Here is a 22,321-nt window from a genome sequence, read left to right on the forward strand (position 1 = left end):
CCGCATTCGCGAGCGACGCAAAAAGGGTAGCGGATCAGCGATCGGAGTGACAGACACTCGTGACGGAAACGGGGTGATGATGATGGTGCCGGAAGGTTGATGACGAGGTCGTCGAAATCGAACGCTAATGGACGGTCCCGACGCCGGTAAGTCAGACTCCGATCGGTCCGACCGTCTCGATGCGCTCTCGAGACGGGACCGAGACCCGACGACGGAGTCGGACGGCCGCGGACAGGACGTCGGCACGCGACCGCGAACACGCGGCAGCGATGCGGAGACGATCGCAGACGACGGGATCGGTCGCTGGCTACTCGAGACGGACACTCGAGTTGGCACCGCGATTCGAGACATCGTGACGATCGTCGCGATCGTCGCGATCAGTGGCTGCCTGCTGGTCGGGATCGGCGGTGTCTGGCCGCCGTTTGTCGCTGTCGAGAGCGGCAGTATGGAACCAAATATCGGGCAAGGGGATCTCGTTTTTATCGTCGATGAGGGACGGTTCGCCGGCGATGGTGCAGTCGCGGAAACGAGCATCGTCACCGTCCGGCGCGGCCACGACAGCAGCTACCAACGGTTCGGGAAGTCGGGTGACGTCATCATCTTCCTGCCGAACGGCGATCCGACGAAGACGCCGACGATCCATCGCGCCCAGTTTCGAGTCGAAGAGGGAGAACGGTGGGTCGAAACGAAGGCCAATCCCGCGTATTTAAACGGTGCGAGCTGTGCCGATCTCGCATCGTGTCCAGCACCCCACGATGGGTTTATTACGAAAGGCGACGCCAATCCGGCCTACGACCAGGTACCGTGGTCGGGTGCGAATACGACCGTCGTCAGCGCCCAGTGGGTTACTGGCAAGGCGATGGTTCGAGTCCCGTGGATCGGAGAGATTCGACTGGCAGCCGATTCGGTCCGTTCAGTCGTCGGTATTGGCCCGATCATCGTCGCCACCGTTGGCAGCGTACTCGCGCTCATCTGGTACGGGACGGCCGCCGAGACGCGCGACCCGTGACATGCTCCGCGCCGTAACCGCCGCGAGGCTCTTGTCACTCAAAAATAGCCCGTGCGAACAGAAGGTTGATTTTCGCGCCCGGTGAAACGAGTGACGATGAGCGGCTCTAGCTCCGGGACTTCTCCTGGCGATTCCGGCGACGACGACCGCGACCGGTCGGATGAACGCGCCGGTAGTCCCCAGACGCCGTCACCGGAACCCTCACCGACCGCGTCTGATTCCGACGACGTGACGATCGAAGACGACGGAGTCATCCGCTGGTTCCTCAAGACGAACGATGAGACTGTCATGGTGACACGAGACGTCTTGAGCAGCGTCGCTATCGTCGCCGTCGTCGCCCTCCTCTTATTCGGCGTCAGTGGGATCTGGCCGCCACTGGTCGCCGTCGAGAGCGGTAGTATGGAACCGAACATGTACAGAGGAGACCTCATCTTCGTCGTCGAGGAAGACCGGTTTGTCGGCGATAACGCAATCGAGGGAACCGGCGTCGTCACCCTCGAGCGCGGTCAGGAGACCGACTACACCAAGTTTGGCAATCCTGGCGATGTCATCGTCTTCAGGCCAAACGGCAATCCGGCGAGGACACCGGTCATCCATCGCGCCCACTTCTGGGTCGACGAAGGTGAAAACTGGGTCGATACGAAAGCCAGCGAAGAGATCGTCGGCGACGCAACCTGTCAGGGGGTTCCGAACTGTCCCGCACCGTACGCCGGCTTCGTCACGAAAGGCGACCACAACCTCGGCTATGATCAAACGGGTGGCGGTGCCAACACCAACATCGTCAAACCCGAATGGATCACCGGCAAAGCACAGTACCGGATCCCGTGGCTCGGCCACGTCAGACTGGCCGTCGACGACCTTCTTGGGGGCATGCTCGTTCCGCCGTCACCCTCGAGCCAGCTGGCAGATACACAGCCGGAGCCGGCACCGATGACACCCGCCGGTCCCGCGTCCGGTTTCGAGTCGAACGGCGAACTCGCCGGTATCGCTGGCGTCGCCGGCGGCAGTATCGCACTGGCCGCAGGTCGGTATCGACCCTGAGTTGCACCGCTGACTCACTCCACGTCGTCAGATTCGCTATCTGTCGTCTGCCGTATTCTCGAGTGGAAATAGAGGGGTACGGAGAGCGACGGAGAACGGTGCGATCACGAGCCAGGCGGAACGCGTTCCTCGAGACCGATGTGACTGAGCGGCTGACATCAAAACCGAATGCGACCGCGATGTCGGCGGCCACGCTACTCGTCAGTTCTCGAACCGAGCCTGAATAAATGGCTGCACGTCGTCGATATCGCTCAGCCGGGAATCACTCAGTAACACAGCCTCCGTCTCTTCGAGTGGAACGGAGAGACTGATCTCTTTGGTCCGACCGTACCGACCCTTCGAGACGACGACGGCGTTGACGATGCCGAGCATGTCGAGTTCGCTGATGAGGTCCGTCACCCGGCGCTGGGTCAGGACATCGGCGTCGATCTCCTCACAGAGACGCTTGTAGATGTTGAACACCTCGCCCGTGTTGATGCTGTGGACGCCGTTTTTCTCGAGCAAGATGATCGCAAAGAGCACGAGTTTGCTCTGGGTCGGCAGCGTCCGGACGACTTCGACGACGCGGTCGAGTTCGATCTTGTCCTGGGCCTGCCGGACGTGTTCCTCGACGATCGTTTCGGCCTGGGAGCGCTCGGCCAGCTCACCCGCGGTGCGAAGCAGATCGAGTGCACGACGTGCGTCACCGTGTTCCTGTGCGGCAAACGCTGCACACAGCGGGATCACGTCCTCGGAGAGGGCACCGTGCTTGAACGCGACGTTCGAACGATGCTCGAGGATGTCGCGTAACTGATTCGCGTCGTACGGTGGGAACACGATCTCCTCTTCGCCCAGCGATGACTTGACCCGGGGGTCGAGGAAGTCGGTGAACTTCAGATCGTTCGAAATGCCGATGATCGAGACCCGCGAGTTCTCGAGTTCGGAGTTCATCCGCGAGAGGTTATAGAGCGTATCGTCGCCGCTTTTCTCGACGAGTTTGTCGATCTCGTCTAACATGATGACGACGACCCGCTCGTCGTAGTCGACGGCGTCGAAGAAGACGCTGTAGACACGGTCGGTCGGCCAGCCAGTCATCGGAACCTCCTCAAACGACTCCCTGTCGGCCTCGAGTTCCTCGATGCGGGCTTCGACCGCCTCGCGACTCTCGAACGGCGTCGACTCGAGAGGGTGGTCCGGTGGAAGCGCGGTCGAATCGGCAGCCGTCGCGTCCCCGGTGCCGTCGACCGGTGTCGAATCGGATTCAGTGGAGGGCAAGGACGCTTTCGATTCTGACGCTCCCGAATACCCCTCTGCTTCAGGTGGAGAACCGCCTGACTTGGACTCGATGTCGTCTCCAGACGAAACGTTGGTCTTTGACTCCGTCGCGTCCTCGAGTGCGACCTCGAACGGGTCCGACGCCGGTTGGTCGTTGGACCGGTCGTCCGCGTTTTCCCCGTGGGTATCACGAGCGTCGACGGTCGCATCGTACTCATCGAGGGCGTCTAGCAGCGACTCGAGGGTCGCGAGTTGCTCGTCGATCCGTTGTTCGTTCTTCTCGATGAACTTGTTCGCCAACTGTGCGAGCACGCGATACTGGGTGTCAGTGACCTCACAGTTGATGTACTCGACGTCACACGGGACGCTGTACTTCTGGGACGTGCTCTCGAGTTCCTTGCTGACGAACTTCGCGCTTGCGGTCTTGCCGGTGCCGGTTTTACCGTAGATGAGGATGTTCGACGGCGTTTCGCCGCGAAGGGCAGCCACCAGAATGGTCGCCATCTTATTGATCTGGTCGCTTCGATGGGGAAGTTCGTGTGGCGTGTAGGATGGACGGAGTACCTCTTTGTTCTCGAAGATAGGTTCACCGCTGAGGAGATCGTCGAACAACCCCTGATTCGACTCCTCGTCACCGAGATCAGCGTTCTCGAAGTTCGTCGAGAACCCCCTCGTTCCGTCGATTTCAACCTCGTCCGAATCTGCGGTTTCTGAGTCGTCTGACATCCGTCGTACACAGGCCCCCTTATTTCGTGTGGAGTGTCGAGTCGGGAATCAGGAATCTCATGGTCTGATGGGGTCCATAGGTGGATCCACAGTTCCAGATACCCGAGTCGGGTCCAGTTGATGCAAACGAAACAGAGGAAAACCACAGTAATAAAGCCTTCCTTTCCCTTCATCTCGTGCTGGAACGACGATCAGTGACGCTCGAGTCGGCTCGAATTGAAATAGTCCGAGTACTAATTCAGATGAGCGTCATGTCGGATTGACAATACTGAGGAACTGTGTTAGCGCTGTTTCTCGATTATGAATTGTTGTTACGCGCGAGTGGGGTGTCAGAAACGATAAACAGAGACAAGATCGTAGCAGATCGGGGACGAATAACGAGAGTGCAGTTGGTGTTCAGATTCTCCATACCGATGTTCCGTACGTTAGGATCGACCGAGACACGGGATGTGTGATTCGGACGTTTATTGAGATGGTCGTTACCGTTTCACAGAGTTATATGTTAGTAGCTACTATATGCGTTCCCCCCCCCACCCCTTCGTTTCAGGTGGAACGCTCCGAAGGAGGGGGGGGTGAGATGAGGTTTCTAGAAGGGAAGGTTTTAGGTTGGTTGGCTAGAAACAGTAACCGTAGAACTAGCAGAACAGCATGTCTTACTAGAGATGCGTTCTTTATTACTAGTATCTACTAGCCTATATTCTTGGAACTGCTAGTACTAGTAACTAGTAGAATCCATTACTAGATCCGTTCTACCCCTTTACTAGATCCGTTCTACCCCTATCAATCTCCATCAATTCGTCTGATTTCGCGCTGTAGAACCCATCTCAAGCCAAAAAGAGGGGTAACTGGCAGCTCTCTGGCCACACACCGGCCCCATACACTCGACAGTCTCCAGTTGAAACGAAGGGGTGGGGGGGGGAGCTCCTCTCCGTCAGTAACAACTCCCTTACAACAATCGTGATACTAATTATTGATAGCTAATTACGATGCCTAGACGTATTATCACACATGTTTGTGACACTCATCCATGCACATGTATTCGAAACCCAGCTGGGTGGCTAGTACGCTTCCTGCAGATAGTACGCTTTCCGCACTAGGTGTCAGTGAGATCAGACTGTCTAAAGTAGTCTGCATGTGTACAACTCACACGAGATTCACCCGACGTATCTGGTGATTTCATTCTGATTTTTGACACTCTTCTTGTCTGGAGTGTCAACATGTCTGACGTAGGCTTAAGTGAGTTCGCTTAGTAGTACGCGCAGATGCACCCCGCGGTGCTGGAGGGCCCAACAGATGGGACTGTTCACAGAACTCAAAGATAGTATCTCTCGGGTGACGGATCGCCTGTTTTCGGAACAGGAGCCCAAACGAATCGGTATCTATGGTCCGCCGAACGCCGGCAAGACCACGCTCGCAAACCGCATTGCACGCGACTGGACGGGTGATGCCATCGGTGCGGAGAGTCACATCCCCCACGAGACGCGTCGCGCACGCCGCAAAGAAAACGTCGACATCGAACGCAACGGGAAGACGGTAACGATCGACATCGTCGACACGCCCGGTGTGACGACCAAGGTCGACTACGAGGAGTTCACGGACGAACTCGACGAAGAGGACGCGATTCGTCGCTCCCGTGAAGCGACCGAAGGCGTCGCCGAGGCGATGCACTGGCTACGCGAAGACGTCGACGGCGTCATTTACGTACTGGATAGCGCCGAAGACCCGATCACGCAGGTCAACACGATGTTGATCGGCATCATCGAGTCTCGCGATCTTCCGGTTCTCATCTTCGCGAACAAGACTGACCTCGATGACTCGAGCGTCAAGCGGATCGAGGATGCCTTCCCACAGCACACGACTGTGCCTCTCTCTGCGAAGGAAGGCGACAACATGGACGAAGTGTACGACAAGATCGCGGAATACTTCGGGTGAGAAACAATGCCGAAGGCAACCAACGCAGACGATTCGGAGCCGTCCGACGGCGTACAGATCGATCTGATAAGCGGCGAGCGCATGGACGGGATGGCCACGATGGAAAAGATCAGGATGATCTTGGACGGCGTCCACGACGGGAACATCGTCATCTTAGAGGAAGGGCTGACGCCGGACGAGGAGAGTCGCCTCATCGAGGTGACGATGGCTGAAATCAGCCCAGACGAGTTCAACGGGATCGAGATCGAGACTTATCCCAAGTCCGAGGCCCGTGATTCGTCGCTGCTCGGCCGTATTATGGGTAGCGACAAAGTGGAGACGAAACTCACCGTGATCGGACCGGCCAACCAGATCGAGACACTCCACAAGGACGAAACGCTCATCAGCGCGCTCGTCTCCCGTAATTAATGCCTCATCAGTGTACGAACTGCGGTCGAACGTTCGCTGACGGTTCCAAGGAGATGCTATCGGGCTGTCCCGACTGTGGCGGGAACAAGTTTCAGTTCGCACCCACAACTGCGGCCACAGCAGACACCTCCGATGGGGCCAGCGACACGGAAGCGGCCGACGCAGAATCGACTGAGTCGGGCAGCGTCACGAGCCGTGCCACGGAGACCGTTCGCGATTGGATCACTAAAGACGACGACCCGATGGATGGGCGGAACCGACAATCTCCCGACCCTGCTGTACAGTCTGCGCCCGACGGCTCGAGCGCTGCTGTCGAGTCGGAGCGGTCGTGGCCCTCGAACGGTGGGGCTGACACCACCGAGGCAGACGGTGAAACCGACGAGCAGTTCGCTGAGTGGCCCGAGACGGCGCGGCGACCCGAGAACCGAACCGACACGCAGACCGAGACGATCGACGAATCCGGCGATAGCGAGCGGTCACACCAGCGATCTGACGAGCCGACCACGACGCTTGCAGACAACGAGAGTTCGGCCCAGGCTGACGCCCGAAGCGAGGTCATTTCTGCAGGCGACTTGCCGACTCACACCGATGGAGCCACCGTCTCCGACCCTCGACACGGCGTCGATGCAGACGAGCCGACCGATGCCACAGCAGGTGACGATCGACCGCCGGAACACGGTCGCGTCGTCAGCGAACCGAGCGGGGATCGTCCGTCGATCGACGACCTGCGGGAAGAGCTCAACAAACAATTCGAGAGCATCAAGATCGTCCGACCGGGCCAATATGAGCTCAATTTGATGGAACTCTACAACCGCGAAGAGTACATCATCTCTCTCCAGGAGGACGGCCGATACGTCATCGACGTCCCCGATTCCTGGCGCGACGGTGGCGACAGCGACGAGTGATGGACGCGCAGAACCCACCGGACCGTTTCTACTGTAGCACAGAGAAATCACTCCGGAAAACGCTACGCAGTTGGGAATCGAGTTCCAACTGAAATACTGGTTGTCGACCAATGGCGATGGTGTAATGCGACTGCTCGAGTCGTTGTAATTCGACCGGCATACGGGGACGAGCGGGTCGAGACGGCGGACGGAGACAGATGGATTTAAGCAATGGCGATACGAGGGGGCACATATGAGCACTGCAACCAAGGTTGTTCTTTCCACGGTCGCCGTATCGGCACTGCTGTCGATCCTGCTCGTTTTCCAGACGGCGTTCGCCTGATGTTCGAGACTCGTGCGCTCCCGGATCGACTCACGTCGGTTCGTGACGCTCACGCACCGGGCGCTCGAGTTCTCGACTGCGAGCGTGACTTCGAAACCCTTCCACCAGCGCTCGCTGAGGACCTCGGCTTGCTCGTCGACGCGCTCGAGCCGGCCAGCTATCCGGCAGCCTGGCTGCCCGAAGACGCGCCAACGCTGCTCGCTCGCTACGCGAGTTCGGATTTCACGATCGGAATGCCGGGCGACGGCAGCGTCGCCTGGACCCGTCAGACGGAGCCGCCGGTCGTGGTGGTCAAACCCAGAGTCGAGGGCTCGCCCGAATCGTTCGTCGAGTTTCTGATCGCCGAGGCGTTCGTCCAGGTCGGACTCGAGGTGCCCGAACAGTTCATTGGTTTCTTCGAGGACTCGTATCGCGAGCTCGATCGAGCAGTCCCGCTCGACCCGAACAGCACCTATCAGGTCGCCGCCGCGCTGTATGATGGCTGGATCGGTCTCCAGACCCGAGAGATCTTCGCAGACTGGCACGGCGATCATCCGGCCCTTGCTGACGCCTGGCAGGACGCGGGGTCGCGACTCGAGGATCGCGTCGCGGGACTGCCACGGGCGGTTGCTCGTGGCGAGACTGATTTCGCGGACGCGACCGAACTGGCGTGTGCGGCGATCAAACACGCGATCGAACTGCCCGCGCCGTTCGCTGCGCTCGATACAGAGGCTTACCGGGATCACGGCCCGGCGTATGCGATCCGGTGGGCCGAGAAGACGTTCGACTCGCTGGTCGACGAGTAACTGTTCGATTTTAGGCCGCGTGGCGGCTCTCGAGCGGGCTCGTGATCGAACGCGACTGGACTGGTTAGAACTCGGCGTCGATGCTCCCGTCTTCGTCGAGGTCGATCACGCCGTCGAACAGTCCGCGGAACTCGTCGACGAGCGCGGCGTCGTGTGGTTCTTCCGAGAGATGAAAGAGGCCGACTGCGTCGTGGTCCTCGAGCAGTGCGAGGATTCGTTCGACGGCCTCGAGGGCTCGCTCGTCACCGGCGTAGTAGGCGAGTTCGGTGACGGAATCGAAGCTGATGCGGACTTTTCCCTCATGGGTGTCGAGGAAGGCGTCGATCTGAGCGACGATGCCGTCGATGTTGTCCGGAGCGGCCACGTAGTGGACGGTATCGGACGACCGCCGGGAGTAGCCGCGTTCGATACTTAGCGTATCGAGGATTTCGGCACACTCCTCGTTGACATCGTAGTACTCGAGTTTCTGTTTGACTTCGCGGGCAGTGGTTCGCGTCGAAACGACGAGGAAGTGGTCGGTGTCGGCTTTGAGGAAGTCGGTATCGATACGGTCGGTTTCGCCAGTGCTTGGATGCAAGAGGAGGACGCCGGTCCCGCCCGGTACCGTCTCCGGTGTCCCGTCTATCTCGAGGCTGTAGTCCATACTGGCGTGAACAACTTTCGGCACTCCCTTAAGCGTGCGGATATATCATGCGACGAAACTGGACTCCGGAAACCGGAGGAAGGGTCCAAAACTGGCGAGGGGGTGGGACAGTGTGGCTCACCGAGGATCGCGAACTCCAGATGCCCACGGAGTTCGATCACCGACGACCCTTCACTTGCTATAATTTAGGCCAGCCTAAAGTATCTGTCGGTGGTTCTCATAACGGTGAGAATGGCTCTCATGGGGTGTTGTCCGTCGACCGTGTCGGCTTCAATCACGACTGTGAGCGACGCCACAGCGTTCCGCGACGTCATGCGAACGCGTTTATCCCTGCGTCACACATCGCCACGTTATGAGCGTACGCGAGGAGTTCGACGACTGGGCAACGAGCGGCCGTGACAAGGGAATGGAAGATAGACACTGGCACACCGCAAAGCACGCACTCGCGCGGATGCCAGTCGAACCGGGAGAGACCGTCCTCGATCTCGGCTGCGGGAGCGGCTACGCCGGCCGCGCACTCCGGGATACAAAGGGCGCTGGCCGCGTCTACGGACTCGACGGCGCACCCGAAATGGCCCGCAATGCGGCCAGCTATACTGACGACGCGAGCGTTGGCTTCCTCGTCGGCGACTTCGACGCGCTCCCCTTCGCTGACGACTCGATCGATCACGTCTGGTCGATGGAAGCGTTCTATTACGCCGCGGATCCCCACCACACTCTCGAGGAGATTGCCCGCATCCTCCGGCCCGGCGGCACCTTCTACTGTGCAGTCAACTACTACGAGGAGAACGTCCACTCCCACGAGTGGCAGGAGTTCATCGACATCGAGATGACCCGCTGGGACCGCGACGAGTACCGCATGGCCTTCCGCGAGGCAGGCCTGCACGTCGCCGAACAGGACAACATCCCCGATCGCGAAATTACGATTCCCGACGACGACGAGTTCCCGCTCGAGGACTGGGACACCCGCGAGGCGATGGTCGAGCGCTACCGCGAGTTCGGCACGCTGTTGACCGTCGGCGTCGCTCCCTGACCGGTCGAACCCCTCTATTTCCACTCGAGCCCCCAGTTCCCGTCGTACAGCCCGCAACGCGGCCGGTGGCTCGAGTCGAAACGGCCCCTTGCGAAAACCCCTCATATCCGTCTCGCGCTCGAGCGCAGCGGCTGAGACGGAGCACGGGTCGGCGATGTGTCGGGTCGCGACTTGCGAGACCGCTGTTCTATTCGTATCGCTCGCCTGCCGGAATCGCGATCTCGAGCCAGTTTTCCTCCGGCGGCAGCGGACAGTCGAACGTCTCGCTGTACGCACAGAACGGCGAGTACGCGAGATTAAAGTCGACGACGAGCTCGTCGCCGTCTTCGAGGTCGCGGTCCGCTTCAAGCTCCATGTAGCGACCACCCTGATAGGTTTGCTGCCCTGTGGTCTTGTCCCGGAACGGGACGAACAGCGGCTCCGCGTTCGGACTCTCCTGTTGATATGCAGCCAACTCGAAGGTTCCATCTTCGAGAGCCTCGTCGTCACGATTCAGGTCGAACTCCAGTGTCGCCACGCGAAGATAGCGCACCTCTCTTCCCGCGGTGGACTCCATCAAGACGACCTCGGGGTCGTCGTGGACCGTCGCCGTCGCGGTCACGCGGTAGGTCGGATCGGGGTCGAAGTAGTCCAGCCCGTCGAAGTCGTCGCGTTCCTCGGGCGGGATCGGCGACTGTGGATGGGTCGCGAAGAAGTCGTCTTTCTCGGCGCGTTTCGACTCGAGTTCGTCCCGATATTGGTCGGCGTCGATGGAACTGGTGTCGCTCATAGCCGAGGTAGAGCGCCAGGACTGGAAGGCGTTACGTTCTCGGTGGTCCTGACGCTCCGTCGTTCTCGAGCCACCGTTTAAATACGATCGAGCGGCCACTCGTGTTCGTCAACCCTATGACCGACCGACGATGAGTACGGCAGGAATGACGAACTGGCGTGCGATCTTCGGCCACGACAGCCCCTACGAGCCGCAGGTCGACGGCATTGAAACCGCCATCGAAACCGGACAGGAGGGCGGCTACACCGTCATCGAAGGGGCCTGTGGCACCGGAAAGACGATGATCGCACTCACCGCGGGGATCGACCTCGTACGCGATCCGGACACCGACTACGAGCGCGTCCTCGTCCTGACGAGCGTCAAACAGCAACTACGCCAGTTCGAGGCCGACCTCGAGACGATCAACGAGCATCTGCCCGGCGACTGGGACCCAGTATCGGGACTCACGCTCGTCGGCAAGGCCGACGTCTGTCCGTACAACCGCGAGAGTGCAGCAGGAATCGACGACGGAAACGTCTACGACCGCTGTGAGACGCTGCGGGACCGTACTCGTGACCTCACCGGCGAGGGCGGTGACACGACCGCGCAAAACCTCGCTGCCCGCGCCCGCAGCCAGCAGATCGGGCTGGCCGACAGCGGGGCTCGCGCCAGCGACGGCCGGTTCCTCGAGACCGCGGGCGAACCGACGCCTTATCCGCCCGAACTGCCTGAGTACGGCGAGGGCGGCCCCGTCGGGGCCGAAACCGAGTACTGTCCGTTCTACGCACAGTACCTCGAGGATTTACCGGACGACGAAGACGGCGCGGCCGCCGAAGCAGTCCCGTACGATTTCACCGACGCCGGCATGGTCACGCCCGAGGAGCTGGTCGCGCGCTCAGCGAGACACGGCACCTGTCCCCACTCCGTGATGGGGGCTGCCCTTGGCGATGTCGAGGTCGTCATCGGAAACTACTACCACGCCTTTGACCCCCGGACGGTCGGCTCCTTTACCGGCGCACTGCTCGACGACTCGACGTTCGTCGTCTGTGACGAGGCCCACATGTTAGAGCCACGCGTGCGCGACTTGGTCAGCGAGGGCGTCGCCGACGCGACGCTTCGGGACGCCGAGACGGAACTCTCGCGGGTCATCCAGCCGCTCAAATTCGAACGCGAGGGCAGACAGGCCGAAGGCGGCTCCAAGACCGCCGACGCCGACCTCGTGCGCGGGGAACTCAACGAGAGCGACGTCTCCTTCGAGGAACTCAATCGAACCCTCGAGTTCGTCCGTGACCTCCGAGCCGAACTCGACCGCCGCGTGACTGCCTTCCTCGACCGGAACTACCGGGGCTGGCAGTCGAACCTGACCGAGCTGAACGACGACGAAATTCCGCTCCGTGATCCGAGCAAGCCCGCCGAAGACGAACTCAGCGAGTGGGCCCGCGAGGCGGGGTATGGCGACGCCGACTGGGTCCGTGCCGAGTCTGTCGGTGCGGTCGCCGGTCGAATCTTGAACGAGGCCGAAGACGAGGACCGAAGCCGCGCTGCGCCAACTGTCGGCCGCGTCCTCGGCGAGTGGTACCGGCAGGGTCACACCGACTACTTCCGCGAGATCGAACTCGAGCGCATCTGGGATGACACCGAGCCCGCCGACTCGTGGCGGCGGGCCTACAACGCTCGCCTTGCGTTGCACAACTGCGTCCCCAGCGATGCCATCGGCGACCGCCTCGGGATGTTCGGTGGCGGTATCTTGATGAGTGCGACCCTCGAGCCGATGGAGGCCTTTACCGAGGTAACCGGGCTCCAGTATCTCGCACGCGAGGAAGACCGGCCAGTGGTCGAGCGCCGATACGGGCTGCACTTTCCTGCCGAGAACCGCGAGAGCTTCGCGGTCGCCGCGCCGAAGTACACGTACGACAATCGCGGCCGACCGGGTGACGAAAATCCGACGCGGCGAGCCTACGCGAACGCCATCGCGAAGGTCGCCCGGCTTCCCGGCAACGTCCTCGTCGGCATGCCCAGCTACGCTGAAGCCGAGTGGGCCGCCGGCGTCCTCGAAGGGCGAGTCGACAAGCCGGTCTTGCGCGACGCCGCAAGCGACGACGAGACGACCCAGTCGCTCAAAGCCGACTTCTTCGCGGGCGACGGCAAGGTCCTCGTCACGAGCCTTCGGGGAACACTGACCGAGGGCGTCGACTACAGCGGCGACCGGCTGGCCGCGGCGGTCGTCTGTGGTGTCCCGATCGTCAACACCTCGAGCCCGCGGACGAAAGCCGTCCGCCGAGCGTACGACGACGCGTTCGGCGACGGCTTTACCTACGCGCTGACGATTCCCGCCGTGCGAAAGGCCCGGCAGGCGATCGGCCGCGTCATCCGCAGCCCCGATGACGTCGGCGTGCGCGTCCTGTTGGACGAACGCTACGCCCGCGAGAGCTGGGACTCGGTGCGCCCATACTTGCCTGCCGACGGCGAGTTCCAGCCGGTCAGCCCCGATATGTTGGATGTCGGCCTCGAGCGGTTCCGCTCGCGACTGTCCTCGCAGTAGGTCGGCCGCCCGTTTGAGCGGCCGTGCGCCGCTGGCTCGAACTCGAGGTCGGACCGAGGCCTTCAAACGGGACCGTCACCGACTCCGTACTGTCAATCGTGTCCGGATTTTCACTGCTTGCTAGCGGTACGACTCCGCTAGCGGCTGACTCGAGCGGGCTGGCGGTGACTCCAGAGATGGTGGTCGTCTTCGGGATCATCGTCGTTGCACTGGTGTTGTTCGTGACCGAGTGGCTCCCGATCGACGTGACCGCGATCCTCGTGATGGTGCTGTTGATGGTACTTGGAGCCGACGGTGTGGTGAATTTCACCGAGATTTCGACGGCAGAGGGAACGTCCGGATTCTCGAACTCGGCGACGATTACTGTGCTGGCGATGCTCATTCTCAGTTCCGGGATCAGCCGGACGGGGGTCGTCCAGATCATCGGCCGGAAGATGTCCGCGTTCGCCGGTGACGACCTCGATAAACAGTTGTTCGCGACGATCGGCGTCAGCGGCCCGATTTCCGGCTTTATCAACAATACGCCGGTGGTCGCCATTCTCGTGCCCGTCATTTCGGATATCGCCCATAAGGGAAAGACCTCCCCCTCGAAACTGCTGATTCCGCTCTCCTATGCGTCGATGTTCGGCGGGATGCTCACGCTGATCGGCACCTCGACGAACATCCTCGCGAGCGACGTCTCCGCGCGGCTGCTCGACCAGCCCTTTTCGATGTTCGAGTTTACCCAACTCGGGATCGTCGTGCTGGTCGTCGGGAGCCTCTATCTCATGACTGTCGGCCATCGATTGCTGCCCGAACGCGTCCCTGTCGACGAGGACTACGTCAAGGAGTACGCCATCGAGGAGTACCTGACAGACGTCGTCGTCGACGACGATTCCCCACTGATCGGGTCGACCGTCGACGACGCCATCGACCACGTCGCGTTCGACGCCGACATTCTCCAGGTCGTCCGCGACGGCGAGGAGTTCATCGAACCGATCGGCCAGAAGACGCTCCGGGCCGGCGACTTGCTTCGATTGCGGGCCGACCGGCCGACTGTCCAGCAACTCGTCGACAGAGAGACGCTGACCTTCGCCGGCAACCCCCAGAGTGCGGACGAACTCGAGCCCGAGGCAGTCTCCGAGCAGACGCTCGTCGAGGTCGTCATCCCACAGGGGTCGTTTCTCGCGGGCAAGTCGCTCGAGAGCTCGACCTTTCGCCAGCGGTATGACGCGACCGTGCTGGCCTTCCGCAGCCGGGGCGAGACGGTTCGGTCCAACATCGACGAGCGTCGGATCCGCATTGGCGACACGCTGTTAGTACAGGCCGCTCCGGACAGCATCGATCGGCTCTCACAAAACGACGATTTCATCGTCGCCCACGAACCCGACGAACCCGACTACCGAACCGAGAAGATCCCCCACGCGGCGGCGATTATGGCGGGGGTCGTCGGCACCGTCGCGATGCCGTGGGGAATGGTCGGCTCGACTCTCGCCGGTGTGACCGGTATCGGCGCGTTCACTGCGCTGTCTGCGCTCTCCCTGCCAATTCTCGTGACCGCGCTTGCAGGTGTCGTTGCGATGGTTGCGACGGGCGTGCTCAGACCGACCGAGATTTACGACGCTGTCGAGTGGGACGTGATCTTCCTGCTGGCCGGCATCATCCCGCTGGGGATGGCCTTAGAGCAGACCGGTGGCGCAGACCTGCTTGGCAGCCTCGTCGCAGCGACCGGCGCGTACCTGCCGGCGCTGGGTGTCCTGTGGGTGTTCTACATCGCGACGGGGCTGATCACGGGCGTCATCTCCAACAACGCAAGCGTCGTGTTGATGCTGCCAATCGCCGTCGAAACTGCGTCCCAGATCGGTGCGAACCCGTTCGCGTTCGTACTCGCCGTGACGTTCGCGGCCTCGACGGCGTTTCTCACCCCCGTCGGCTACCAGACGAATCTCTTCGTTTACGGTCCCGGCGGCTACAAGTTCTCGGACTTCGTCCGGGTCGGCGCGCCGCTACAGTTGCTGCTTTCCGTCGTGACCACCTTTGGCATCGCCTTTTTCTGGGGTCTGTAGTCGGCTCCGAACCTACTCGTCCGCTGTATCCTCGTCTTCGGCCGCCTCCTCGTCGTCCTCGAGCGGCGGTTCGGCTTCGTCACCACGCTCGAGTTCCTCCGCGAGTTCTTGCTCTCGCTGGTGTTTCTCCGCGTCGTCTGCTTGCTTGTCTCGTCCCTTCTTTGTGTCTCCCATAGCAACGGTCTACATCCGTGAGCAGCATAACGCTGTGCCCGTTCGTCGCCACTGACTGTTATCGCGGTCCGACCCAGCCGAGCGGGCGAAGTGCGGTCGCGTTCGGCACGACTCGAACGAGCGCCGACGCCGGTTCGTACGCCTCGCGCTCGGTCGGTGACGTCGCCGCGACGAGCTTCCAGAACCCGGGCGAGTCAAATCGCAACCGGCACAGGCCGCGTTCGTCCGTCCGTGTAGATTTCGTCTGTGTCGCAACGATCGCTCCCTTAACGGGCCGTCGTCGATCGTCACGGACGCGAACGGTGATCTCGGTCCCGACAGCCACCTCCCGTCGGTCGATATCGATTCGGAGCTGCCGAACCACCTTCATGCGTGTGACTACCACGATCCCGTCGAAAAAGGCAACCCTGCGCGTTCCGGTTCGCTCACCAGACAAAGACTTTAGCCCTCGAGTGAGAGTCCCGGCTGTGACAGGGTCTGGAAACGAGAACGCCGGCCTGAGCCGCCAGCGCCGGTACGTCCTCGCGGGGATCGTCTTCGCGCTTGGCGTCGTGACCGGCGGGATCTTACTCGAGGTACTCGGGACGATCCTCCTCGCGCTGACCGTGGCCTACGTCCTCGTGCCGGTCCAGCGCTGGTTCGTCAGGCGCGGGCTCACCGAGTGGACCGGCGCGCTGGCCGCGACCCTGGTCGGCTTCGGTGTCGCACTCGCGGTTAGTACGCCGCTGGTCGTCGTGTTCTCTCTCCGGCTCGAGCAGGTCGTCAACGCCGTCGCGGCGCTGCCCCGAGAGCTGTCAGTTTCGGCGTTCGGGATGACCTATGCGATCGAAACCGGGGCGGTTCAGACCGCCGCTCTCGAGTTCGTTCAGGGGGCTGCGACCTCGTTCGCGCTGGCGTTGCCGGTGCTTGCGATCAAGTTCGCGCTGTTCGTCGTGTTGCTATTCGGCCTGCTGCTCAAAGGTGACGCGGCGGGCCGGGCGGCCATCGCACCGGTACCCTACGAGTATCGAGACGTAGTCTACGCGCTGGCCCGGCGGGCCCGCGAGACGCTGTATGCGATCTACGTGCTGCAGGTCGCGACGTCGATCGCGACGTTCGCCGCCGCCTATCCGCTGTTCTGGGGGCTCGGTTACGAGGCGGCGCTAACGCTCGCGATCGCCGCTGCCGTCCTCCAGTTCGTTCCGATCATCGGTCCGAGCATGCTCGTTATTCCGATCGCGCTCTACCACGTCGCCGTCGGCGACCTCGTCGCAGCAGCGCTGCTTAGCACGCTCGGACTCGTCCTGATCGCCTGGCTGCCAGATGTCGCTGTTCGGCCGCGACTCGCCAGACGCTCGGCCGGCCTTCCCGGCAGCCTCTATTTCGTCGGTTTCACTGGCGGCCTCTTTACCCTCGGTGCGATCGGCGTCGTCGTCGGCCCGCTGCTCGTCGCGGTGTTCGTCGAAGCCGTCGATTTGCTCGCAGACGAGGTCAACGGCGATGCCACGTTCACCGACCTCGTCGAAGACGACCACGAGGGTCCTGCACGCAATCCCGACGAAACAGAGACCACGTTCGAGGAGCCAGATTCGAAGGCTGCTGACGACTGAGAGAGACCGCCCCGGATTGGCGACTGGGCTTCGACGACAGAGCGTCTTGGACCACCGACACTTTTCTCTCTGCCGTCCTTTCGTCTAGTATGGTTCAGACGCGAACGCTCGTCAACGCGATTATCGGCGCTGTCATCAGCGTCGTCGCCTCGTTTATCCCGGGCTCGACCGTCCTTGGCGGGGCTGTCGCGGGCTTTCTCGAGGGGCCGGACGAACGAGCGGGCGCAATCGCGGGGGCGCTGGCCGGCGCGATCACGTTCGTCCCCTTCCTGATTTTTGGGTTCTTCTTGGCCGGGTTTTTCAGCCTCGGCCTGATCGGCGGCTTCCCGATCGAAGGGGTGGTCCTGTTTACCTTCGTGATCGTTAGCTTCGGCTTTTTCCTGCTGCTCTATACCGTCGGTCTTTCACTGCTCGGTGGCTATCTCGGCGCGTACCTCGCTCGAGAGTATCCCGACCGTCACCGGCAAACCCGGGAGACGGTTGGCTTCGACACGAACGAGGCCGCTCGCCGTTCCGACACGCCGTCGACGCGAGACGACGAGTTCGGCGAGCCGTCGACGTTCGATACGGGATTTGAGGACTCGAGCGATCGCGCTGACGACCGAGACGCACAGCGAGAGCGCGACCGGGATTCCGATCGAGAGGTGTGAGTTCACTTACTCGTATCTGAGCGCATCGATCGGGTCCGTCCGAGCGGCCCGCCAGGCCGGATACAGCCCGGCGAGAATACCCACAACCATCCCAACGATGATCGCGAGCGCGACGTACTCGAGGGGGTAGACTAACGGGAGATCGATGTACTGGGCCCCGAGATAGCCCCCGACGAGCCCCAGCCCGGTGCCCAGGATCGCGCCGATGACGCCAAGGATTACCGATTCGGTCAGGAACAGCCCGAGAACGTCGCGATTTTGCGCGCCGACGGCTTTCATGATACCGATCTCGCGGGTCCGCTCGGTGACGCTGACGAGCATGATGTTCGCAATGCCGATCGAGCCGACCAGCAATGAGATGGCCGCGATCCCGACGATGAAGTTCTGCAGGAGGTTCAACACGTCCTGGAGCTGGCCCAGCAGTTCCGTACTCGTCTGAAGCTGTACCTCGAGGTCGTCATCCAGCAACTCGCTGGCGTCGGCGGCGTCGCTCTCGAGGTAGTCGGTTGCGCTCTCGCGGGCGGCGTCGATGTCTGTCTGGTCGGCCGACTCGGCCTCGATGATGATCGCGAGGAACCGGGCCTCGCCGCCGGCGAGGCTCTGGTTGCCAGCACCACCGCCACCGCCACCGCCGATTCCCAGCATCGAAGCCTGTTCCGTGTAGTAGGGGTTAGTCGGCACGTAGACCCGCGGTGAGGACTCGAATCCTTCGAACGGGCTCAGTCCCTCGCTGTTGTCGGTGATGCCGACGACTTCGACGTCCATTCGCTGCCCGCCGAGCATCGTCACGGTCAGGTTCTCGCCAACGCTGACGTTCTCCTCGAACTGATTCGCAGCCGCTGGGTTGAGCACCGCCTCGCGTGCTCCCATCTCGAACTGTCTGCCCTCGGCGATACGCTCCTCGCGGATGTACGACGGTCCCGACGCGATCAACCCGCTGCCTTGCGCCACCGTCTCCTCGCCGTTCGAGATCGCCTGCGTCTGCAGCGTCGCGTAGCCGTAGGCCGCGTCGATGTCCTCGCGATCCTCGACTGCATCGAGGTCGTCTTGTGTGAAGACGGGCTGTGCGCCTGCTAGCGGGCCGCCTTCGGTGTTGGGTTCGGCGGCCCAGCCGTAGAGGTTTCGCTGGTCATCGGGACTGATGTCGCCGATCACGCCGGCTTGGAGGCTTGCACCCAGCGTGACGAAGGCGATTACCGCCGCGATGCCGATCACGATCCCGAGCGTCGTCAGCGCCGACCGAAGCCGGTGGCCACGGATCGATCGCCACGCGAGGCGCAGACTCTCGAGCGGATTCATTCGTCGCTCCCTCCCGGTTCTTGGCCGGCCGGCGTTCCCGGCTGCGACCCGCTGGCACCGTTAAGTTCCTCGATTCGCTCGATCCGTCCATCGAGGAGGTGGACGATCCGGTCGGCCCGCTCGGCGACGTGGCGCTCGTGGGTGACGACGAGCATCGTCGTCCCGCCTGCATGGAACTCGTCAAAGAGATCAAGAATGTCCGCTTCGGTGTCCGTATCGAGGTTCCCCGAGGGCTCGTCGGCCAGCACGATCGCCGGGTCGTTGACCAGCGCGCGGGCAAGTGCGACCCGCTGGCGCTGGCCGCCCGATAGTTCGTTGGGCATGTGATCGGTTCGGTCGCCGAGGCCGACGCGCTCTAAGAGGTCTCGTGCCCGCTCGAGACGCTCAGCACGGCCGACGCCCTGAAACAACTGCGGCAGTGCGACGTTCTCGACGGCGTTCAACCGCGGCATGAGGTTGAACGTCTGAAAGACGAAGCCGACCTCGGTCCCTCGCAGCCGTGTTCGCTCGCGATCGCCGAGTGTCCCGACGTCTTGCCCACCGACGACCACCGTTCCTTCCGTCGGCGTGTCCAGACAGCCGACGAGATTCATCAGCGTCGACTTCCCCGATCCACTCGGCCCCATGATCGCGGTATAGGAGCCACGGGGGACCTCGAGAGAAACACCGTCGAGTGCGTGGACCGGCTCGCCGATACGATACGTTTTGCGGACGTTCGAGAGAGAAACGGCCGTGCCCGAACTCGCCATGCCCGTTCGACGACGGACGGTCTCAAAAAAGTTCTGCGCAACGTCACGCCGGTTTCGGCGACTGAGTCGACGTGCTACCACTCTCCGCCGGCCGTCTCACCGGTCATTGGCTCCGTCGTCGTCTCATCACTCCGGAGGATGACGTATGCGATCAGTGCGATGACGCCGATGGGGAAAAACAGGAACAATAGCGCGCCGACGCCGATCGCCCATGCGAGTTCGTTGTTGTCGCGCTTCGCGGCATCTTTATATACCCAGTAGGCAGCGCCGACTGCGATCACGACCCCGATGATGAACCCGATCACCATCGCGATCAGCATCGTTGTGCCGTCGATCTGAGCCGTTTCGCCGCCAGCTTGCAAGGGAAGGAGGGCGTAGTGCAACATTATTTCACCCGACGTGAGCGGCCTGTCGTTCGAACGCGGGACCATCGGTGTCGATCGAGTGTCGTTCGATCGACGGAGGGCAGGGTCAGTTCGATCATAGTGTAATCCAACATATGGTATTGAATTTACACGATACAAATCATTTGCTCTTGGTACCAACAATTGATAGGACTTCGTTCCATGTTAACTTGTCAACGAGGTAAGCTATTTGTAACTCCTCAATGGTAGTCTGATTGAACAATGCCCTCCATCGATATCGCAGGCGTAACGAAGCGGTACGGCACCGACACAGCCCTCGAGGGACTGGATCTCACCGTCGAACGCGGCGAGATCTACGGCTTCCTCGGGCCAAACGGCGCGGGGAAGTCGACGACGATCAACCTCGTGCTCGATTTCATTCGGCCAACCAGCGGCGAGGTGCGGGTGTTCGACCTCGACGCGCAGGCAAACGCCCTCGCGATCCGGAAGCGGACCGGCATCCTCCCCGAAGGTGTCGAGCCTTACGACCGGCTGACTGGCCGCCAGCACGTCGCGTTCGCGATCGAATCGAAAGGGGCCGACGACGACCCCGACGATCTCATCGAGCGGGTTGGGCTCTCGGCCGACGCAGCCGACAAGAAAGCCGGCGGCTACTCGAAGGGGATGACCCAGCGGCTCATGCTCGCGACGGCGCTGGTTGGCGAGCCGGACCTGCTGATTCTCGACGAACCGTCGACCGGCCTCGACCCCAACGGCGCTCGCCGGATGCGCGAGATCATTCGTGAGGAAAACGACCGCGGCGCGACCGTCTTCTTCTCCTCACACGTCCTCGGGCAGGTCGAGGCCGTCTGTGATCGCATCGGCATTCTGCGTGACGGCCACCTGATCGCCGAGGATACCATCGACGGGCTGCGTGATGCGATGCCCGATCAGACCCGGCTTCGCGTGACTCTCGACCGCGTTCCCGACGACTCGACAGCCGCCCTCGAGGCAGTCGAATCGATCGACGGTGTCTCGTCGGTGACGCCGGAGGGCCGGACCCTCGTCGTCGCCTGTACAGACCGTGCGAAGACGACCGTGTTACACACGATCGAGGAGTACGATGTGACTGTCGAGGATTTCACAACCGACGAATCCTCGCTCGAGGACCTGTTCGTGGCGTATACGTCGGACGCCACGCCGGCGGAGGTGGCCCAATGAGCGCGATTATCGTCGCGAAGAAGGACTTTCGGGACGCCGTTCGCTCGCGGGTCCTGCTTGCACTGACCGGCCTGTTCGCCCTGTTTACCGTCGGCGGTGCGTTTCTGGCCTCGCGGCTTTCGGCGCTGTTCGAGGAGGGTGGCGCGGAGTCGACGATCGATCTGATACTCGCGTTGCAGACGCCCGCGAGTTTTCTCGTCCCGATTATCGCCCTGTTCGTCGGCTACGGTGCGATCGCCGGCGAGCGAGAGAGCGGGAGCCTGCAGTTCATGCTCGGACTCCCCCATCGTCGCCAGGATGTCGTGCTGGGGAAGGTACTCGGTCGGACTGGCGTGGTCGCCGTCTCGATTCTGATTGGCTTTACCGTCGGCCTGCTTGGGCTCTTCGCGTTCGTCGGCTCGGTCTCGCTCGTTGACTACGTTGCCTTTACTCTGGTAACAGTGCTGTTCGGGTTCGTCTACGTCTGCCTTGGCGTTGGCCTCTCTGCGATGACGCGGTCGACGACCAGAGCGGCAGTCGGTGCGGTCGGACTCGTCGTGTTGCTCTGGTTCGCCTGGAGCGTGCTCGCTCAGGCGCTGCTGTTCGTGATCGAAGGGACGATCATCCCCGAAACGATTCCCGGCTGGTACATCGTCATGAACTCCGTGACGCCGGACGCCGCCTATGGCTCCGCGATCACTGCCGTGCTCGGCGCTGGCCAGTTCACGGCCTCGAGCGCATACGAGACACAGGGGCTGATCGATGGTGGTGTGCCAATCGTCGCCAAGCCGTGGTTCGGCTTCGTCTTGCTCGCACTCTGGGCGCTCGTCCCGCTAGCGCTCGGGCTCTGGCGGTTCGATCGTGTCGACCTTTGATACGGTCTGCTGTCACGAGTGCCCGGCCGCCCGCAAGGCGAGTCGCGG

The 22,321-nt window shown here is 61.9% G+C and carries 22 protein-coding genes; 14 read left to right on the plus strand and 8 right to left on the minus strand.

The window, feature by feature from the left end; genetic code table 11:
- The first annotated feature begins 127 nt into the window (after nt 1–127).
- Together BSG09_RS07640 and BSG09_RS07645 are read left to right on the plus strand one after the other, a co-directional pair.
- Nucleotides 128–1,009 carry a S24/S26 family peptidase gene (locus BSG09_RS07640; RefSeq protein ID WP_092931795.1) on the plus strand — a complete coding sequence of 294 codons (882 nt, stop codon included), beginning with the start codon at nt 128–130 and terminating at the stop codon, nt 1,007–1,009.
- Between the two features lie 96 nt (nt 1,010–1,105).
- Nucleotides 1,106–2,050 (plus strand): S24/S26 family peptidase, encoded by a 945-nt coding sequence (locus tag BSG09_RS07645; protein WP_092931797.1) that lies wholly within the window; start codon nt 1,106–1,108, stop codon nt 2,048–2,050.
- Between the two features lie 201 nt (nt 2,051–2,251).
- Here BSG09_RS07645 and BSG09_RS07650 read toward each other — a convergent pair whose 3' ends face one another.
- Nucleotides 2,252–4,030, minus strand: coding sequence for a Cdc6/Cdc18 family protein (locus BSG09_RS07650; RefSeq protein ID WP_092931799.1), 1,779 nt, complete (start codon nt 4,028–4,030; stop codon nt 2,252–2,254).
- 1,293 nt (nt 4,031–5,323) lie between these two features.
- Here BSG09_RS07650 and BSG09_RS07655 point away from each other — a divergent pair.
- The 5 genes from BSG09_RS07655 (at nt 5,324) to BSG09_RS07670 (ending at nt 8,382) form a co-directional block, all read left to right on the plus strand.
- Nucleotides 5,324–5,962 carry an Era-like GTP-binding protein gene (locus BSG09_RS07655; RefSeq protein WP_092931801.1) on the plus strand — a complete coding sequence of 213 codons (639 nt, stop codon included), beginning with the start codon at nt 5,324–5,326 and terminating at the stop codon, nt 5,960–5,962.
- Nucleotides 5,963–5,968: 6 nt separating this feature from the next.
- Nucleotides 5,969–6,370: a DUF2073 domain-containing protein gene (locus BSG09_RS07660; RefSeq protein WP_092931803.1), complete on the plus strand. Its 402-nt coding sequence runs from the start codon at nt 5,969–5,971 to the stop codon at nt 6,368–6,370.
- Nucleotides 6,370–7,275 (plus strand): Zn-ribbon domain-containing protein, encoded by a 906-nt coding sequence (locus BSG09_RS07665; RefSeq protein WP_092931805.1) that lies wholly within the window; start codon nt 6,370–6,372, stop codon nt 7,273–7,275. The genes BSG09_RS07660 and BSG09_RS07665 overlap by 1 nt, the downstream gene beginning before the upstream one ends.
- 232 nt (nt 7,276–7,507) lie before the next feature.
- Nucleotides 7,508–7,597: a hypothetical protein gene (locus BSG09_RS21825; RefSeq protein ID WP_008013481.1), complete on the plus strand. Its 90-nt coding sequence runs from the start codon at nt 7,508–7,510 to the stop codon at nt 7,595–7,597.
- Nucleotides 7,597–8,382 (plus strand): DUF7089 family protein, encoded by a 786-nt coding sequence (locus BSG09_RS07670; protein WP_092931807.1) that lies wholly within the window; start codon nt 7,597–7,599, stop codon nt 8,380–8,382. The genes BSG09_RS21825 and BSG09_RS07670 overlap by 1 nt, the downstream gene beginning before the upstream one ends.
- A gap of 64 nt (nt 8,383–8,446) precedes the next feature.
- Here the strand turns inward: BSG09_RS07670 and BSG09_RS07675 are convergent, their stop codons facing one another.
- Nucleotides 8,447–9,025, minus strand: a complete 579-nt coding sequence (locus BSG09_RS07675; RefSeq protein ID WP_092931809.1) for a DUF7090 family protein — start codon at nt 9,023–9,025, stop codon at nt 8,447–8,449.
- Nucleotides 9,026–9,377: 352 nt separating this feature from the next.
- Between BSG09_RS07675 and BSG09_RS07680 the strand changes: the two genes are divergently transcribed.
- Nucleotides 9,378–10,058 (plus strand): class I SAM-dependent methyltransferase, encoded by a 681-nt coding sequence (locus tag BSG09_RS07680; protein ID WP_092931811.1) that lies wholly within the window; start codon nt 9,378–9,380, stop codon nt 10,056–10,058.
- Nucleotides 10,059–10,245: 187 nt separating this feature from the next.
- Here the strand turns inward: BSG09_RS07680 and BSG09_RS07685 are convergent, their stop codons facing one another.
- Nucleotides 10,246–10,827 carry a DUF1684 domain-containing protein gene (locus BSG09_RS07685; RefSeq protein ID WP_092931813.1) on the minus strand — a complete coding sequence of 194 codons (582 nt, stop codon included), beginning with the start codon at nt 10,825–10,827 and terminating at the stop codon, nt 10,246–10,248.
- Nucleotides 10,828–10,972: 145 nt separating this feature from the next.
- On the opposite strand from BSG09_RS07685, the gene BSG09_RS07690 reads away from it, so the two are divergent.
- Entirely contained in the window at nt 10,973–13,348 is a 2,376-nt protein-coding gene (locus tag BSG09_RS07690) for an ATP-dependent DNA helicase (RefSeq protein ID WP_092931815.1), read from the plus strand.
- A gap of 176 nt (nt 13,349–13,524) precedes the next feature.
- Complete coding sequence (locus BSG09_RS07695; protein WP_092931817.1) at nt 13,525–15,393, plus strand: SLC13 family permease; 1,869 nt, start codon at nt 13,525–13,527, stop codon at nt 15,391–15,393.
- A 12-nt stretch (nt 15,394–15,405) separates the two neighbouring features.
- On the opposite strand, the gene BSG09_RS20735 is transcribed toward BSG09_RS07695, so the two are convergent.
- Nucleotides 15,406–15,567, minus strand: a complete 162-nt coding sequence (locus BSG09_RS20735; RefSeq protein ID WP_175542166.1) for a hypothetical protein — start codon at nt 15,565–15,567, stop codon at nt 15,406–15,408.
- A 58-nt stretch (nt 15,568–15,625) separates the two neighbouring features.
- A complete protein-coding gene (locus tag BSG09_RS07700; RefSeq protein ID WP_092931819.1) occupies nt 15,626–15,937 on the minus strand; it encodes a hypothetical protein in 312 nt (103 codons plus the stop codon).
- Between the two features lie 97 nt (nt 15,938–16,034).
- On the opposite strand from BSG09_RS07700, the gene BSG09_RS07705 reads away from it, so the two are divergent.
- Both BSG09_RS07705 and BSG09_RS07710 read left to right on the plus strand, forming a co-directional pair.
- Nucleotides 16,035–17,156, plus strand: a complete 1,122-nt coding sequence (locus BSG09_RS07705) for an AI-2E family transporter (protein WP_092931821.1) — start codon at nt 16,035–16,037, stop codon at nt 17,154–17,156.
- 89 nt (nt 17,157–17,245) lie between these two features.
- Nucleotides 17,246–17,806, plus strand: coding sequence for a DUF5518 domain-containing protein (locus BSG09_RS07710; protein WP_092931823.1), 561 nt, complete (start codon nt 17,246–17,248; stop codon nt 17,804–17,806).
- 6 nt (nt 17,807–17,812) lie between these two features.
- On the opposite strand, the gene BSG09_RS07715 is transcribed toward BSG09_RS07710, so the two are convergent.
- From BSG09_RS07715 to BSG09_RS07725, 3 genes are all read right to left on the minus strand, one after another.
- Entirely contained in the window at nt 17,813–19,105 is a 1,293-nt protein-coding gene (locus tag BSG09_RS07715; RefSeq protein ID WP_092931825.1) for an ABC transporter permease, read from the minus strand.
- Nucleotides 19,102–19,854: an ABC transporter ATP-binding protein gene (locus tag BSG09_RS07720; RefSeq protein WP_092931827.1), complete on the minus strand. Its 753-nt coding sequence runs from the start codon at nt 19,852–19,854 to the stop codon at nt 19,102–19,104. The genes BSG09_RS07715 and BSG09_RS07720 overlap by 4 nt, the downstream gene beginning before the upstream one ends.
- Before the next feature lie 74 nt (nt 19,855–19,928).
- Nucleotides 19,929–20,240 carry a hypothetical protein gene (locus BSG09_RS07725; protein ID WP_092931829.1) on the minus strand — a complete coding sequence of 104 codons (312 nt, stop codon included), beginning with the start codon at nt 20,238–20,240 and terminating at the stop codon, nt 19,929–19,931.
- A gap of 240 nt (nt 20,241–20,480) precedes the next feature.
- Here BSG09_RS07725 and BSG09_RS07730 point away from each other — a divergent pair, with 240 nt between their 5' ends.
- Nucleotides 20,481–21,419, plus strand: coding sequence for an ABC transporter ATP-binding protein (locus BSG09_RS07730; protein WP_092931831.1), 939 nt, complete (start codon nt 20,481–20,483; stop codon nt 21,417–21,419).
- Nucleotides 21,416–22,273 carry an ABC transporter permease subunit gene (locus BSG09_RS07735; protein ID WP_092931833.1) on the plus strand — a complete coding sequence of 286 codons (858 nt, stop codon included), beginning with the start codon at nt 21,416–21,418 and terminating at the stop codon, nt 22,271–22,273. Before BSG09_RS07730 ends, BSG09_RS07735 begins: the two co-directional genes overlap by 4 nt.
- Nucleotides 22,274–22,321 lie beyond the last annotated feature (48 nt).

It is taken from the genome of Natrinema hispanicum (assembly GCF_900111485.1).
Taxonomy (GTDB): domain Archaea; phylum Halobacteriota; class Halobacteria; order Halobacteriales; family Natrialbaceae; genus Natrinema; species Natrinema hispanicum_A.

What these genes read in the sequence shown, in the direction of transcription:
- BSG09_RS07640 (WP_092931795.1), top strand. Translation starts at nt 128, where the DNA reads ATGGACGGTCCCGACGCCGGTAAGTCAGACTCCGATCGGTCCGACCGT.
- BSG09_RS07645 (WP_092931797.1), top strand. Translation starts at nt 1,106, where the DNA reads ATGAGCGGCTCTAGCTCCGGGACTTCTCCTGGCGATTCCGGCGACGAC.
- BSG09_RS07650 (WP_092931799.1), bottom strand. Translation starts at nt 4,030, where the DNA reads ATGTCAGACGACTCAGAAACCGCAGATTCGGACGAGGTTGAAATCGAC.
- BSG09_RS07655 (WP_092931801.1), top strand. Translation starts at nt 5,324, where the DNA reads ATGGGACTGTTCACAGAACTCAAAGATAGTATCTCTCGGGTGACGGAT.
- BSG09_RS07660 (WP_092931803.1), top strand. Translation starts at nt 5,969, where the DNA reads ATGCCGAAGGCAACCAACGCAGACGATTCGGAGCCGTCCGACGGCGTA.
- BSG09_RS07665 (WP_092931805.1), top strand. Translation starts at nt 6,370, where the DNA reads ATGCCTCATCAGTGTACGAACTGCGGTCGAACGTTCGCTGACGGTTCC.
- BSG09_RS21825 (WP_008013481.1), top strand. Translation starts at nt 7,508, where the DNA reads ATGAGCACTGCAACCAAGGTTGTTCTTTCCACGGTCGCCGTATCGGCA.
- BSG09_RS07670 (WP_092931807.1), top strand. Translation starts at nt 7,597, where the DNA reads ATGTTCGAGACTCGTGCGCTCCCGGATCGACTCACGTCGGTTCGTGAC.
- BSG09_RS07675 (WP_092931809.1), bottom strand. Translation starts at nt 9,025, where the DNA reads ATGGACTACAGCCTCGAGATAGACGGGACACCGGAGACGGTACCGGGC.
- BSG09_RS07680 (WP_092931811.1), top strand. Translation starts at nt 9,378, where the DNA reads ATGAGCGTACGCGAGGAGTTCGACGACTGGGCAACGAGCGGCCGTGAC.
- BSG09_RS07685 (WP_092931813.1), bottom strand. Translation starts at nt 10,827, where the DNA reads ATGAGCGACACCAGTTCCATCGACGCCGACCAATATCGGGACGAACTC.
- BSG09_RS07690 (WP_092931815.1), top strand. Translation starts at nt 10,973, where the DNA reads ATGACGAACTGGCGTGCGATCTTCGGCCACGACAGCCCCTACGAGCCG.
- BSG09_RS07695 (WP_092931817.1), top strand. Translation starts at nt 13,525, where the DNA reads ATGGTGGTCGTCTTCGGGATCATCGTCGTTGCACTGGTGTTGTTCGTG.
- BSG09_RS20735 (WP_175542166.1), bottom strand. Translation starts at nt 15,567, where the DNA reads ATGGGAGACACAAAGAAGGGACGAGACAAGCAAGCAGACGACGCGGAG.
- BSG09_RS07700 (WP_092931819.1), bottom strand. Translation starts at nt 15,937, where the DNA reads ATGAAGGTGGTTCGGCAGCTCCGAATCGATATCGACCGACGGGAGGTG.
- BSG09_RS07710 (WP_092931823.1), top strand. Translation starts at nt 17,246, where the DNA reads ATGGTTCAGACGCGAACGCTCGTCAACGCGATTATCGGCGCTGTCATC.
- BSG09_RS07715 (WP_092931825.1), bottom strand. Translation starts at nt 19,105, where the DNA reads ATGAATCCGCTCGAGAGTCTGCGCCTCGCGTGGCGATCGATCCGTGGC.
- BSG09_RS07720 (WP_092931827.1), bottom strand. Translation starts at nt 19,854, where the DNA reads ATGGCGAGTTCGGGCACGGCCGTTTCTCTCTCGAACGTCCGCAAAACG.
- BSG09_RS07725 (WP_092931829.1), bottom strand. Translation starts at nt 20,240, where the DNA reads ATGTTGCACTACGCCCTCCTTCCCTTGCAAGCTGGCGGCGAAACGGCT.
- BSG09_RS07730 (WP_092931831.1), top strand. Translation starts at nt 20,481, where the DNA reads ATGCCCTCCATCGATATCGCAGGCGTAACGAAGCGGTACGGCACCGAC.
- BSG09_RS07735 (WP_092931833.1), top strand. Translation starts at nt 21,416, where the DNA reads ATGAGCGCGATTATCGTCGCGAAGAAGGACTTTCGGGACGCCGTTCGC.